This window comes from Dactylosporangium maewongense, assembly GCF_039531485.1.
In the GTDB taxonomy this organism is placed as follows: Bacteria; Actinomycetota; Actinomycetes; order Mycobacteriales; family Micromonosporaceae; genus Dactylosporangium; species Dactylosporangium maewongense.
This window is the reverse complement of the sequence record NZ_BAAAQD010000002.1, coordinates 109,525-122,894: the sequence shown is the minus strand read 5'-3', so window position 1 is coordinate 122,894 and position 13,370 is coordinate 109,525. Positions and strand designations below refer to the sequence as shown.

The following is a 13,370-nucleotide window of genomic DNA, read 5'->3' as shown; positions in this document are numbered from 1 at the left end:
GATGTCAAGCTGCCGCTCTGCACCGGTGCTGCCTGACTCGGGCTTGCCGAGACGATCACGAGCAGTGGCGGAACGAGTGCTGACGCCATTGCGGCGCGCACCCATGTCCGTCGGCTCATCATGCCCCCTCTCAGGACGGGCTGTGTCCGAAGGGTTGTTACTGACTCCCCCGTGGTGCTGCTCCGGCGTGGCCCACCCTCGGCCTACGCGCACGCCGGCGCCGCATATCCCGAATGCTCGATATACGCCGTCACAACATGCCAGTTTTCTGCAGCGCGGAACAGAGGCCGTCACTCCCGAGAATCGCGCCGAACAGGGGTTGTAGGGCAACGTCGAGGGTTGCCGAGGGCATGGCATTAACACATAGCAAGGTATTGCTATGTCGATCGCACCTATTGGCGGAGAAAAGGTCCGGAAATGACGAAACCCGCCCTTTCGGGCGGGTTTCGCTAGAAACGTTCAGGCGTCATCGCGGGGTGGCGGATTGATGACCACCGTCTGGTCGGCGTTGTCCACCGGCCGCTGCGACGGCACCTGGAGCTGCCCGCCGGCCGGTGGGTTCGCCGGCGGCGGGGTCACGGCCGGCGGCACGGTCGGGACCACCATCGTCGGGGCGTCCACCCCCGCGGACTGCTCGGTCGCCGCCGCCTGCCGGAGGCGGGCCTGCCGGGCCTCCTCGGCCTGGCGCACCGCCTCGGCCTGCCTGGCCGCCTCGGCCTCGCGCTCGGCCTCCGCCCGCCGCGCGGCCTCCTCGGCGGCCCGGCGGGCCTCCGCCTCCTCGCGGCGGGACTGCGCGTGGGCCTTCACCCGCTCGGACACGGCCGGCGCCTCCTGCTCGACGCGGCTCAGCCAGCCCTCCCAGCGCTGCTGCATCGGCCGGACCAGGCCGCCGCCGACCCCGACGATGAGGATGCCGGCGACCGTGGCGAGCACCGCGATCAGCACCGGCATGGTCACCGACGTGGCGATGCCGATCTGGTTGAGCGCCGCGATGATGCCCAGCCCGAGCACGAAGCAGTACCCCAGGTTCGCCAGGAGCCGCCCGTACGACAGGCCGCCCAGTGCGCCGGTGACGACGTCGCGCAGGCCGCCGGCGAGCGCCGCGGCGACAACCACGATCACGACGGCGACGGCCGCCTTCGGCAGCCACGACACCACGTCGTCGATCAGGTCGGACACCGGGTTGGCGCCCCACACGCCGAACGCGATCTGCAGCGTGAAGAGCAGGACCGCGTAGTAGACGAGCTTGGCGATCAGGTCACCGGCGTCGAAGCGCGCACGCGACAACGCCCGGCCGACGCCGCCGCGGTCGGCGAGCCGGTCGAACCCGACCTTCGCCAGCAGCTTGCGCACCAGCTCCCGCAGCGCGACCGCGACGGCCCAGCCGAGCAGAAGGATGACGATGAACAGCAGCAGCGACGGCACGAACCGCACGACGTCTGCGAGGGCATCACGAACCATGCAGTGACGCTTGCCCAAACGTCGGCGGCCCTAATCGTCCATGCCGGCCAGCCCCTTCGGGCTCTCCGTCTCTCGGGCGTGCTCCGGACCGCCCGCCAGCTGATCGGCGAGGGTCACGCTGCAGTGCTCGACGGCGAAGTCACCGAGTTCGTCGACGTCGAAGCCGGGGAACGGCTCCAGGATCCGCACCTGTTGCTCGGTCATACGTCCAGTGAAACCCCCCGTGGGTGGGTAGAACAGTCTCATGACCAAACCAGTGACCGGTGTGCTCTTTGATGTCGACGGGACCCTCATCGACAGCGTCTACCTGCATACGACGGCCTGGTGGCAGGCGTTCCGACAGTTCGGGCACGACGTCCCGGCGGCCCGCATCCACCGGGCGATCGGGATGGGGTCGGACAAGATCCTGGACCATCTGCTGGGCCCCGGCCACGACCCCGGCGACGACGACGCGATGCGGGCCGCGCACTCGAGCCTGTACGCGGCGCACTGGACGGCGCTGCGCCGGCTGCCGGGCGCGCGGCGGCTGCTGGAGACGTGCGCCGACCGGGGGCTGCGCAACGTGCTCGCCACGTCGGCGTCGAAGCCGGAGCTCGGCGCGCTGCTGCGGTGCCTGGACGCCGACGCGGTCATCGACACGGTGACCAGCGCCGACGACGCCGGGGAGAGCAAGCCGGCGCCGGACATCGTGGAGGTGGCGCTGCGGCGGGCGAAGCTCGACGCCGGGGAGGTCGTGTTCGTCGGCGACTCGGTCTGGGACGTGCAGGCGGCCGGGAAGCTGTCGATCCCGTGCATCGGCGTGACCAGCGGCGGGCTGTGCGCGGCGGAGCTGCTCGACCACGGCGCCGCCGCCGTCTACGCCGACCCGCAGGACCTGCTGGACAACCTCGACGAGGCGCTGACCACCGCGTTCCGCGTCGCGCTCACCGCCTAGAGCCCGCCTAGAGTTTCAGCGGCGCCGGGTAGCCGCGCGGGGGCTCGGGCAGGTTCCACGGCTCGTGGACGGCCTTGCCCTCGACGTCGGCCAGTTCGGGCACGTAGCGGCGCACGTAGTCGCCGTCCGGGTCGAAGCGGTGCGCCTGCCTGATGGGGTTGAAGCGCCGGTACGGCTTGGTGTCGTTGCCCGTGCCGGCGACCCACTGCCAGTTGCCGTAGTTATTGGCGACGTCGCCGTCCAGCAGCAGGTCGAAGAAGTGGTCGCCGCCGGCCCGCCAGTCCACGCCCAGGTGCTTGGTCAGGTAGGAGGCGGTGATGAGGCGGGCCCGGTTGTGCATCCAGCCCTCGGCGAGCAGCTGCCGCATGCCGGCGTCGACGACCGGGACGCCGGTGTGCCCCTCCCGCCAGGCCTGCAGCGCGTCGGACTCGTCGCGCCAGCGGTCCTCCGCCGACGCCCGGTATGCCTTGTGCCGCAGGTCGGGGAACGCGAACAGCACCTGCTGGTAGAAGTCGCGCCAGCACAGCTGCCGCAGGAACGGCTCGGCGCCCGCGCGGCCGTGGACCCGGGCCGCCACCTCCCGCGGCGACAGGCAGCCGAAGTGCAGGAACGGGCTGAGACGGGACGTCCGGTCGGCCGCCATGGCGTCGTGGTCGTCCTCGTAGCCCTCCAGGTGCGGCAGCCACGCGGTGAGCCTGCGCCGCCCGGCGGACTCGCCGCCGCCGGCCTTCACGGGGCGGTCCCGGAACCAGGACGCCGGAAGGTCGTCGGGGAGCCGGAGCTTGCGGGGCGCGGCCTCGACGTCGCGCCAGCCGGCGGCCTGCCACGCCCGCCAGAACGGCGTGAAGACCTTGTAATGGCCCGCGCCGCCGGTGGGGCGCAGCGCGCCGGGCGGGACGACCGTGACGCCGTCGAAGGTCTTCAGCGCGATCCGCTCGGCGGCGCAGGCGTCCGCCAGGCGGCGCTCCCGCTCGCGGGCGTACCCGCTCACGTCCGCGGCGACGCCGATGCCTTCCGCGCCGGTGCGCTTCGCGACCCGTACCGACTCCGCGGCCGGATCTCCGCGCAGCTCGACGAGGTCGGCGCCGCGCTGCCGCAGCGACGCCTTCAGGTCGGTGAGGCTCTCGTCGAGGAACCGGCGGCGGTTGTCGCCGGCCCGCAGCGTGGGGTCGTGCACGAAGAGCGGCACGACCCGCTCCGCGGCGCGGGCGGCGGCGGCGAGCGCCGGGTTGTCATGCACCCGCAGGTCGCGGGTGAAGAGGACGACCGCGGTCTTCATGCGCTCGTCCCCCGCGTTTCGGCGGCGGTCATGCTGCGGTGCCGCGCAGGTCGAGGACCGCCGGCAGGTGCAGCTCGGTGGCGGGCTCGCGGGGCAGCGGCACGACGACCGGCGGCATCTCCGGCTGCGGGTCGAGCACACCGGCCGGGGTGCCGGGGATCGGCACCGGGGCGCCCGGGCGGGTCAGCAGGCAGCGCAGCGCCACCGCGATGCGGCGCGCCTTCGGCACGGTGGCGCGGCGGACGAAGACGTCGTGGTCCTGCGCCTCGACCGCGTCGAGGATGCCGCCGTACAGCCGGAACGCCGCCCGCATGCACGCCTGGGAGCTGGGCGCCAGCATCTGGATCCCCGGCGCGGCCGCGATGTAGTGCTGCCGGGCGCGCTGCACCTCGTACCGGACCAGGCTCTTGATCTTCTGGCTGCTGCGCCGCTCGCGGGCCGCCGCCAGCAGGTCCTCGCGGCCGACCCCGAACCGGTGCAGGTCCTCCTCCGGCAGGTAGATCCGCCCGCGGTCGAGGTCCTCGGCGACGTCGCGGATGAAGTTGGTGAGCTGGAACGCGAGGCCGAGCTGGCGGGCGGGCTCGCGGGCGGCGGCCCGGTCGCTCGACTCGAGGATCGGCAGCATCATCGTGCCGATCACCGCCGCCGAGCCCTCCATGTAGTCGAGCAGGTCGTCGTACGTGGCATAGCCGGTGACGGTGAGGTCCATGGCCATGCTCGCCAGGAACTTGCGGAAGTCCTCCAGGTCGATGTCGAACACCTGGATCGTGTGCAGCACCGCGGGCAGGAGCGGGTCGTCGGTCGGCGCGCCGCACATCCCCCGCACGAACGCGTCGCTCCAGGCGTCGAGCTCGCGGGCGCGGTCCTGCGGGGTCAGCCGCTCGGTGCGGTCGACGATCTCGTCCGCGTAGCGCGTGAACCCGTAGAGCGCGTGCACGTGTCGGCGCTTCCAGGCCGGCAGCAGTCGCGTCGCCAGGTAGTACGTCCGGCCGTGGTGGCGGTGCAGCGCGCGGCACCGCTCGTAGGCGGCGGTCAGGGGCGCTGACTCCATGGTGGCCTCCGGTTGAATCGACGCACTAATCGACGCAAGTTCGAGCCTACGCTACGCTTCGGTGATGCGGGTAGTGAAAGGGCTTCGGTCATGCGGTCGGTGACGGGTCCGACCGATCGGGTGGTCGTCGTCGGGGCGGGGCTGGGCGGGCTCGCCGCGGCGATCCGGCTGGCCGCCGCGGGCCGCGAGGTCACCGTCCTGGAGCGGGACGACTACCCGGGTGGCCGGGCGGGAAAACTCAGCATCGGTGGCTACGAGTTCGACACCGGTCCCACCGTGCTGACGATGCCGTCGCTGCTGGAGGACCTGCTCGGCACCGTCGGGGAGGACCTGGCCGGCTGGCTGCCGATGACCCGGCTCGACCCGGCGTACCGCGCGCACTTCCCCGACGGCTCCACGCTCGACGTCATCGCCGACACCGCGCGGATGGCCGGCGAGGTCGCCCGGGTCTGCGGCTCCCGCGAGGCCGACGGCTACCTGCGCTTCGTCGACGACGCGCGGGAGCTGTGGCGGCTGGAGCGCGACGACTTCATCGACCGCAACCTCGACCGCCCGCGGGACCTCGTCACCGCCAACCTGTGGCGGCTGGTGGCCCGCGGCGGCTTCGGCCGGCTCCAGTCCAAGGTCGACAGTTACTTCAAGGACCCGCGGACCAGGCGGATCTTCTCCTTCCAGGCGATGTACGCCGGGGTCGCGCCGCACCAGGCGCTCGCGCTCTACGCGGTGATCGCCTACCTCGACTCCGTCGCCGGCGTCTACTTCCCGAAGGGCGGCATCCACGCGGTCTCGCGGGCGCTCGCCGACGTCGCCACCAAGCACGGCGTGACCATCCACTACGGCAGTCCCGTCGCGTCGGTCTCCGTCGCCGGCGGGCGCGCGACCGGCGTGGTGTGCGCCGACGGGCGCCGGTTCGCCGCCGACACCGTCGTGCTGAACCCGGACCTGCCGGTGGCCTACCGGGACCTGCTGCCACCCACCCGGTGGCGCAACCCGATGCTGGGCAGGCTGCGGTACTCGCCGTCGTGCGTGGTGCTGCACGTGGGGTCGCGGCAGGCGTACGGTGCGATCGCCCACCACAACATCCACTTCGGCCGGGCGTGGCGGGAGACCTTCGACGAGGTCATCAACCAGGGCCGGCTGATGAGCGACCCGTCCCTCCTGGTCACCAACCCCACGCGCACCGACCCGTCGCTCGCCCCGGACGGCCGGCAGACCTACTACGTGCTCGCGCCGACACCCAACCTCACCGCGCCGCTGCTGGACTGGCGGGGGACCCTGCGCGGCACGTACCGCAGCGAGCTCATCGACACGTTGGAGCGGCGCGGCTACGTCGGGTTCGGCGACGGCATCGAGGTGTCGCGCTTCATCACCCCGACGGACTGGGCCGATCAGGGCATGGCGGCGGGGACGCCGTTCGCGGCGGCGCACACCCTGCGGCAGACCGGGCCCTTCCGGCCGGGCAACCTCCACCCCACACTGTCCAATGTGGTCTTCGTGGGGTCCGGGACGCAGCCGGGTGTCGGCGTGCCGATGGTCCTGATCTCCGGCCGCCTGGCGGCGGAGCGTATTACGGGGGTGGTGTCTTGACTTCATCGTCTTCTTCTCGTGAGTCTCACCTTGTCGAGCTGGTCGACGACGGCGGTGGGGCGGTCGGTTCGATGACGGTGGACGAGGCGCACCGGGCGCCCGGGCTGCTGCACCGCGCGTTCTCGGTCCTGCTCGTCGACGGCGACGGGCGGCTCCTGCTGCAGCAGCGGGCGGCGGTGAAGACCCGGTTCGCGCTGCGGTGGGCCAACGCGTGCTGCGGCCACCCCGCGCCCGGCGAGACCGTCACGTCCGCCGCTGCCCGGCGGCTCGTCGAGGAGCTGGGCGTCAGCGCCGTCCCGTTGCGGGAGGTCGGGGTGTACGTGTACCAGGCCTCCGACCCGTCGTCCGGGCGCGTGGAGCACGAGTACGACCACGTGCTCGTCGGCAACGTGTCGGATATTTCGGATTCGTTCTCTTCGGGTGCAGTTGATCCCGAAGAAGTCGCCGCCCTCGAATGGGTCGCCGTCGAGGATCTCGAGGCGCGGCTGTCGCACTCCCCGGACCTGTACGCACCGTGGCTGGCCGGGGTCGTGTCCGTCTGGCGGGGCTCGACGGCATGACGGCCGCGGCGGCGTATTCGGCGGGCGCGGTGGCCCGGCGGCTCGGCGTCGCCGTGACCACCCTGCGGACCTGGCACCAGCGGTACGGGATGGGCCCGTCGCTGCATGAGCCCGGCCACCACCGCCGGTACACCGAACAGGACATCGAACGCCTCGAGACGATGCAGCGCCTGATCGTCCAGGGCGTCGCCCCGCACGAGGCGGCCCGCTGGGCGCTGCGGTCGGCCGCCGCCCCTGCCACCGTGTCCAGCTCCTTCGTCACCGATGCGGCCGCCTCCTCGCGCGGCCTGTACCGGGCCGCGCTCCGGCTCGACGCGCCGGCCGTGCGGCAGCGGGTCGCGGCGGCCGTGCACGAGCTCGGCGTCGTCGCCGCCTGGGACCAGGTGCTCCGGCCGGTGCTCGCCGCCATCGGCGACCGGCACGCCGCCACCGGCGCCCTGGTCGAGGTCGAGCACCTGGTGTCGGGCTGCGTCTCGGCCGTCTTCGGCGCCGTGCCGCGCCCCGACCCGACCGTCCCGTCCCGCATCCTGCTCGCCTGCGCCGACGAGGAGCAGCACAGCCTGCCCATCGAGGCGCTCGGCGCCGCGCTCGCCACGGCCTGCGTCGGGACCCGCATGCTCGGCGCCCGCGTCCCGCCGACGGCCCTCGCCACCGCCGTACGGCGTACCGGCCCGGCGGCCGTGCTGGTCTGGTCGCAACTGCGCACGACCGGCGACCCGGCGCAGCTCTCGCCGGTCCTCGATGCCGCCTGGCGACCGCTGATCGTCGCCGCCGCCGGCCCCGGATGGGACGTGGCGGCGCTTCCCGTCGGCGTCTCGGCACCGTCCACATTGACCGAGGCATTGGCGCTGCTCACCTCGGTGGTCAACTGACTTCACCTTTCTTCGTCTGTGTAAATGTCCCTTGACGAGGTACTCCCGGGTTCGTGCCACGGACTGAACGCAGGAGGCCTTCGGGTGCGTCTTGTCATTAGCGTGTGCGTTCGCCACCATGCTGACCACCGACCCCCGGAGCTGACGATGACCCGCACCCGCCTCGCCCTAGGAGCGCTGATCAGCGCCGCCGCTCTGGCCCTCACCGGCTGCGCCGCGTCCGACGCCTCCTCGGTGTCGTGGCACGGGCCGTCCTCCGGTGTCGTCGACGGCGGCCAGGACGGCGGCACGCAGGCGCACCCGATCAGCGACTCGACCGCACAGGCCGCCACGGGCGCCGGCAAACCGTCCGCGTCCGCGTCCGCCACCCCCTCGGCGTCGACGTCGGCCGCACCGTCCGCCTCCGCGTCCGCCACCGCCCCTTCCGACGGCATCATGCGCAAGACCGGCAACGACGGGGTCGCCCTGACCTTCGACGACGGCCCGTCCGCCGACACCCCGAAGCTGCTCGCCATGCTGCGCCAGCACAACATCAAGGCCACGTTCTGCGTCGTCGGCGTCGCCGTCCAGGAGTTCCCGCAGTACCTGCAGGAGATCGTCAAGGACGGTCACACTCTCTGCAACCACACCTGGAAGCACGACGAGAAGCTCGGCAAGAAGTCCGCCGACACCATCCGCGCCGACCTCCAGCGCACCAACGACGAGATCCGCAAGGTCGTCCCCGGCGCGCAGATCAAGTACTTCCGCCACCCCGGCGGCAACTTCACCCCCGCCGCGGTGCAGATCGCCACGGAGCTGGGCATGGTCTCCCTCGGCTGGACCGTCGACCCCTCCGACTGGAACACCAAGAAGTGGTCCGGCAACCAGATGACCCAGCACATCATCAGCAACGTGAGGAACAACACGAAGCCCGGCGCGGTCATCCTTTCCCACGACGGCGGCGGCGACCGCAGCGCCACCCTCGCCGCCTACAAGACCCTCCTGCCCGAGCTCAAGCAGCAGTTCACGCTGGTCGCGCTACCCGTCTAGGCGCCTCCACGACACCACGATGGATACCCATTTGGTTTTCGCGGAAGTGGTCACGTATGCTCTGAAAGCCTCCGGCGGGGCCGGATGGGAGCAACACCGCAGAAGTCGCAGAGTATGCGATGATGGCGGGGCCGCCCTCATCGTCTAGCGGCCCAGGACGCCGCCCTTTCAAGGCGGTAGCACGGGTTCGAATCCCGTTGGGGGCACGACCCGGGTTCGCCCGGGGTAGCAACAAAGAGCAAGGTCCTGTGGAGCAGTTGGAGTGCTCGCCGCCCTGTCAAGGCGGAGGTCGCGGGTTCAAGTCCCGTCAGGACCGCAAGGCCCATCTTGGGCAGGTAGCTCAGTTGGCACGAGCGTCCGCCTGAAAAGCGGAAGGTCGGCGGTTCGACCCCGCCCCTGCCCACAAAGCTCTTCGCCGGGCTTTCAAGACCCCGACCAGCGGAAACGCAGGTCGGGGTCTTTGCATGTCGAGGTCGACCACGAAGATCAAAATGTAGCAACGGCGGCTATCGTGACGGCGGACGGTCGGCAGGCGCTTGCAGCCACCGTCCGCACGCAGCAGGATCACCTTGCTGGTTGCTCATCTCCCACCACCTGACGATCCGAGCAGCTGAGATGGCAACCACCACGCCGCAAGGATGCTCGCCTGTATAGCTTTCGCTATACTTCCTCCGTGGCCACACCGGAGTGGGGTATCTACGTCGTCAACGAGGTCCGCACTTGGATCTTCTCTCTGGAACCAGCAGCCAAAGCGCGGGTTGTGCAGGCGATCGACGCACTCGCCGAAAGCGGACCGGGCCTCGGTCGGCCTCTCGTCGACACCATCACCCACTCGTCGCTGGCCAACCTCAAAGAGCTAAGACCGGGCACCATGCGGATTCTCTTCGTCTTCGACCCCTGGCGATCCAGCATCCTGCTCGTCGCCGGCGACAAGGCAGGGCAATGGGAAGCCTGGTACCGAGAGGCCATACCGCTGGCGGAGCAGCGTTATGAGATCTACTTGAAAGAACGGGCACAGGAAGAGGGGGACCAGCGATGAGCAGCTACGTGCGCTGGAGCGACATCCGAGCCGAACTCGTGGAGCAGGCGGGCGGCGAGGAAGCTGTCGCGGCCGGCAAGCAGGAGTTGCTGGCTGAGGTCACCGGCCACCGCCTCGCCGAAGCGCGCCGCGGTCGCGGCCTGACTCAGCAGCAGGTCGCCGACCGCATGGGAGTCACCAAAGGCCGCGTCTCCCAGATCGAGCAAGGCAAGGTCTCGGGTCAAGAGGTCCTTGCGCGCTACGCCGTTGCTCTGGGCGGCCGCCTCCACCAGGCCATCTACTTCGACGACGGCAACATCACCGCCATCGCCTGATCGCACCGTCGTGCGGCAACGCGTGTAGCAACGGCGGCGAACATGCCCGGGTGCTGGAGATCGCGCGACATGCGTTGGCTCGGCGTTCGAGTCTTCCACACGGAGCCGCCGACACCTGAAAGCGGAAGGTCGGCGGTTCGACCCCGTCCCTGCCACAAAGCTCTTCGCCGGGCTTTCAAGACCCCGACCAGCGGAAACGCAGGTCGGGGTCTTTGCTGTCGACTGCCCGTCATGAAGATCGCTATGTAGCAACGGCCGTCCTTCTCGGCGGCGGACGGTCGACGTCACCAGATCAGGACACCTCCGCCGGCCTGACGTGCGCGATCCGCCGCGCTGATGAAGTTCCTCAAGTACCCCCGGATGCGGTCTTCGTCGTAGCCTGAGGCTGCGGATAACACGGCAAGATTGACCATCAGCACCGCACACTCCACGGCGAACGCCTCGACGTCGTCCGGCTGCACCCGAAGGTCACGCTCCGCAAGCTGCGGCAAGAACGTCGCGCCGAGGCCATGAGCGGCTTCGGAACCCCACAGTTTCGTCCGGGCGATCTCGGGCCCGGCGGCTTCTGACACCTCCTCGGGCGCATCAGGAATCCAATAACCACTGGGCTTGTCGCTGTCGTAGATCCACACGTGGACGGCAAGGCTCACAGCGCAAGTTGACCATAAGCGTCGGCATCACTCGGCGCTCTGGTGTGCCGCCTTATCAGGTCTGCCTTGTGTAGCAGTGCATGTAGCAACGGTCACAGACGGACAGGTGCACAGCAGGGGTGATCGAGACGGTTCGGCCAGCCTGGCGCCTGTCCTGGGGCTGTCTCCGGAGACCTGAAAAGCGGAAGGTCGGCGGTTCGACCCCGCCCCTGCCCACAAAGCTCTTCGCCGGGCATTCAAGACCCCGACCAGCGGAAACGCAGGTCGGGGTCTTTGCATTCTCTTGGATTCGCCGAGTGGGCTCGGTTGTATATATGGCCATTCGGCCCTACGGCGTTTCCCAAGCCCGCGGCACCGCCCGCTGCATGCAAGACTGGACGTCATCCCCCGTCGCTGGACGGGGAACTCCATCCGGGAGCATGAGCGTGGCAACGAGCGGACATGCCGGCCCCTGGAACGAGGACGACTACCTTGCGTTGGGCGAGACTCCGGATCGGATCGAGCTCATCGATGGGAGCTTGCTCGTGAGCCCGGCACCCGACTCACGCCACCAGCGACTCTCTCGCCGCCTGGCGAACGCGCTCGATCCCGCCGCATCGACCGCAGGTCTGGCCGTGTACGAAGCAGTGAACGTCAGGCTGCACACCGATTGCCTCGTGGTCCCCGACCTCGCCGTGGTCGACTTCGACAGTGATTTCGTCGTCATCGACGCCGGACGCGTGCCGCTCATCGGCGAGATTGCCTCGCCGGGCAACGCGGCGGCGGACCGAGTCATGAAGATTGAAGATGCACCTGTATGCGGCCGCAGGGATCGCGTGGTATCTGCTCATCGAGCAGGAGCCACCCGGGTCGGTGGTGCTGCGTCTCAACCGCCTCGACGGCTCGCACTACGTCGAGGACCAGGTCGCCGGGCCTAGCGAGAGGCTCACCACCACCCGGCCGTTCGCCTTCGAACTCGACGCGCTGTCGCTGGCCTCATAGGCGATGCTTGGCGACGTCACTGGTCGTGACGGCTCGGCTACGACGTCCTGAAAGTGTCGGACCCTGGTCGTAGCGTGCGGGCATGACGCACTTCGACTGGGATTTCGACGGCCTTCCGACCCGCGGCACCGACGTCCGGCGCCGGTTGATGATCGACCATCGCAGCTATGACGTGACGGCGTTCGACGACGGTTCTGGCTTCGTCGGGCTACGGCTGGTGGGCTGGGATTCCGGCTATGTGGTGACGGAGCTGGTCGGCGAGCTGCCGGCCCGTGACGCGAGCGACGTCGGGCAGTTGCTGGCGTCCGCGCTCGCCGGGTTTCGTGGCGGTGGCTCGCCGCCTGAACCTCCGCCCGGGGACGGGTGGATGCTGCCGCAGGATCCGGGGCCGCTGGATCTCCGGTCCGCGGCGCCGAAGTCCGGTCAGCCGTGGGAGCCGGCGGATCTCGACCTGCTGGTGCGACGGTTCCACGAGGGCGCCAGCATCAAGACCCTGACCGTTGAGCTGGGACGGACCGATGGCGCGATCCGGCAGCGGCTGCAGATGCTCGGTGCGACGCGACCTGCTCCCCCGCCGTCCACGAAAGATCCAGCAACGGAGGGTCCCACGCCTCCTGCGCCTGCCTCAGCGGCTCCACCGTCGCGGGAGGCACAGGAGGCGGGCTGACCGGGGCAGGCGGACTGGCGGGCGAGTGTGGCCGGCTGAGTGGCGCTCTGGTCTGTGTTCCGCGCCCTCGGGTGGTGAGCCAGCCGAACGCCTCGTCGAGCGGCTGGCGACCGGGGTCCGCACCGGCCGGCGGGCGGTGCGGCAAACTCGGGCGGTGTGGCGCCCCCGAGCCGGGCGGCAATTCAGGCCTGAGCAACGGCCCCGAGCCAGACGGCGGCCCCGAGTGAGGTGGCAATCCTGGTCTTTGCGGCGGTCCAGAGCCCAGCAGCGGTCCAAAGCTAGGCAGCAGACCAGAGCCCAGCGGCGGTCCCGAGCTAGGCGGCGGTCCCGAGCCGGGCGGCGGTCCCGAGCCGGGCGGCGATTCGGGTCTGTGCGGCGGTGCGGGCTGGGGGCCGAGCATGGCACCGGCGGAGCGGAGGGTGGCACCTGGGAGGCGCTGAGGCAGGCGGCGGTAGGCACGGAGCGTGCCTTCGGCAGCGAGGCGGCGGGCGCACGGCATCGGCTGGTCGCAGGTGCCACACCGGGTGCTGGTGGCTGACTCGACGTGCACGGCGATGGCGCGGTTCGCGTTGGTGATCCGGTCGGCGGCGGCCTGGGAGTAGTGCACCGTGCCCATGCCTTCAGCGCCGCCACGGTCGGCTCCTGCGGCGATGCTCGTGCGATCAGGTCCAGCGCGATCAAGCGTGGTCCGATCGCCCGGCGCGCTGCCGGATGCGATGACGTCATGCGCGACGCGGTCAGGAGTGTTTCGGTCAGGGGTGATGCAGTCAGGGTGCATGCGTTGAAGGCCTGCGCGACGGGCGGCGGCGCGGTCAGAAGCGGCGCGGTCAGAAGCGGCGCGGTCAGAAGCGGCGCGGTCAGAAGCGGCGCGGTCAGAAGCGGCGCGGTCAGAAGCGGCGCGGTCAGAAGCGGCGCGGTCAGAAGCGGCGCGGTCAGAAGCGGCGCG

The 13,370-nt window shown here is 70.5% G+C and carries 14 protein-coding genes, 3 tRNA genes and 2 pseudogenes; 14 read left to right on the top strand and 5 right to left on the bottom strand.

The genetic code is table 11. The features are described from left to right. Positions 1-459: 459 nt before the first annotated feature. Together ABD332_RS07470 and ABD332_RS07465 are read right to left on the bottom strand one after the other, a co-directional pair. Positions 460-1,461, bottom strand: a complete 1,002-nt coding sequence (locus tag ABD332_RS07470) for a mechanosensitive ion channel family protein (protein ID WP_344500990.1) — start codon at positions 1,459-1,461, stop codon at positions 460-462. A gap of 30 nt (positions 1,462-1,491) precedes the next feature. Then, entirely contained in the window at positions 1,492-1,665 is a 174-nt protein-coding gene (locus tag ABD332_RS07465) for a hypothetical protein (RefSeq protein WP_344500988.1), read from the bottom strand. 40 nt (positions 1,666-1,705) lie between these two features. On the opposite strand from ABD332_RS07465, the gene ABD332_RS07460 reads away from it, so the two are divergent. Next, positions 1,706-2,395: an HAD family hydrolase gene (locus ABD332_RS07460; protein WP_344500986.1), complete on the top strand. Its 690-nt coding sequence runs from the start codon at positions 1,706-1,708 to the stop codon at positions 2,393-2,395. 7 nt (positions 2,396-2,402) lie between these two features. On the opposite strand, the gene ABD332_RS07455 is transcribed toward ABD332_RS07460, so the two are convergent. Both ABD332_RS07455 and ABD332_RS07450 read right to left on the bottom strand, forming a co-directional pair. Continuing rightward, positions 2,403-3,674 carry a cryptochrome/photolyase family protein gene (locus ABD332_RS07455; protein ID WP_344500984.1) on the bottom strand — a complete coding sequence of 424 codons (1,272 nt, stop codon included), beginning with the start codon at positions 3,672-3,674 and terminating at the stop codon, positions 2,403-2,405. Between the two features lie 151 nt (positions 3,675-3,825). Continuing rightward, positions 3,826-4,725 (bottom strand): annotated as a pseudogene (locus ABD332_RS07450) (phytoene/squalene synthase family protein); the annotation flags it as partial. Positions 4,726-4,815: 90 nt separating this feature from the next. Here ABD332_RS07450 and crtI point away from each other — a divergent pair. The 9 genes from crtI (at position 4,816) to ABD332_RS07405 (ending at position 10,126) form a co-directional block, all read left to right on the top strand. Next, complete coding sequence (gene crtI / locus ABD332_RS07445; RefSeq protein WP_344500982.1) at positions 4,816-6,312, top strand: phytoene desaturase family protein; 1,497 nt, start codon at positions 4,816-4,818, stop codon at positions 6,310-6,312. Then, the gene (gene idi / locus ABD332_RS07440) at positions 6,309-6,872 is read left to right on the top strand and encodes an isopentenyl-diphosphate Delta-isomerase (protein ID WP_344500980.1); all 564 of its coding nucleotides are present in this window, start codon (positions 6,309-6,311) and stop codon (positions 6,870-6,872) included. The genes crtI and idi overlap by 4 nt, the downstream gene beginning before the upstream one ends. Continuing rightward, positions 6,869-7,744, top strand: a complete 876-nt coding sequence (locus ABD332_RS07435) for a MerR family transcriptional regulator (RefSeq protein ID WP_344500978.1) — start codon at positions 6,869-6,871, stop codon at positions 7,742-7,744. Before idi ends, ABD332_RS07435 begins: the two co-directional genes overlap by 4 nt. 147 nt (positions 7,745-7,891) lie before the next feature. Beyond that, the gene (locus ABD332_RS07430) at positions 7,892-8,773 is read left to right on the top strand and encodes a polysaccharide deacetylase family protein (RefSeq protein WP_344500976.1); all 882 of its coding nucleotides are present in this window, start codon (positions 7,892-7,894) and stop codon (positions 8,771-8,773) included. 133 nt (positions 8,774-8,906) lie between these two features. Further along, a tRNA-Glu gene (locus tag ABD332_RS07425) sits at positions 8,907-8,979 on the top strand. A gap of 36 nt (positions 8,980-9,015) precedes the next feature. Beyond that, positions 9,016-9,089 (top strand) — tRNA-Asp (locus ABD332_RS07420). 13 nt (positions 9,090-9,102) lie between these two features. Further along, a tRNA-Phe gene (locus ABD332_RS07415) sits at positions 9,103-9,176 on the top strand. 270 nt (positions 9,177-9,446) lie between these two features. After that, positions 9,447-9,812, top strand: a complete 366-nt coding sequence (locus ABD332_RS07410; protein WP_344500974.1) for a type II toxin-antitoxin system RelE/ParE family toxin — start codon at positions 9,447-9,449, stop codon at positions 9,810-9,812. Continuing rightward, a complete protein-coding gene (locus tag ABD332_RS07405) occupies positions 9,809-10,126 on the top strand; it encodes a helix-turn-helix domain-containing protein (protein ID WP_344500972.1) in 318 nt (105 codons plus the stop codon). Before ABD332_RS07410 ends, ABD332_RS07405 begins: the two co-directional genes overlap by 4 nt. Before the next feature lie 284 nt (positions 10,127-10,410). Here ABD332_RS07405 and ABD332_RS07400 read toward each other — a convergent pair whose 3' ends face one another. Further along, a complete protein-coding gene (locus tag ABD332_RS07400; protein ID WP_344500970.1) occupies positions 10,411-10,776 on the bottom strand; it encodes a hypothetical protein in 366 nt (121 codons plus the stop codon). Between the two features lie 314 nt (positions 10,777-11,090). Here ABD332_RS07400 and ABD332_RS07395 point away from each other — a divergent pair. The 4 genes and pseudogenes from ABD332_RS07395 to ABD332_RS07380 all read left to right on the top strand — a co-directional run. Next, a pseudogene (locus ABD332_RS07395) lies at positions 11,091-11,501 on the top strand (Uma2 family endonuclease); the annotation flags it as partial. Between the two features lie 61 nt (positions 11,502-11,562). Then, positions 11,563-11,757, top strand: coding sequence for a hypothetical protein (locus tag ABD332_RS07390; RefSeq protein ID WP_344501467.1), 195 nt, complete (start codon positions 11,563-11,565; stop codon positions 11,755-11,757). An 82-nt stretch (positions 11,758-11,839) separates the two neighbouring features. Next, positions 11,840-12,424 carry a hypothetical protein gene (locus ABD332_RS07385; RefSeq protein ID WP_344500968.1) on the top strand — a complete coding sequence of 195 codons (585 nt, stop codon included), beginning with the start codon at positions 11,840-11,842 and terminating at the stop codon, positions 12,422-12,424. Positions 12,425-13,148: 724 nt separating this feature from the next. After that, the coding region (locus ABD332_RS07380; protein ID WP_344500966.1) for a hypothetical protein at positions 13,149-13,370 on the top strand (222 nt) is incomplete at its 3' end.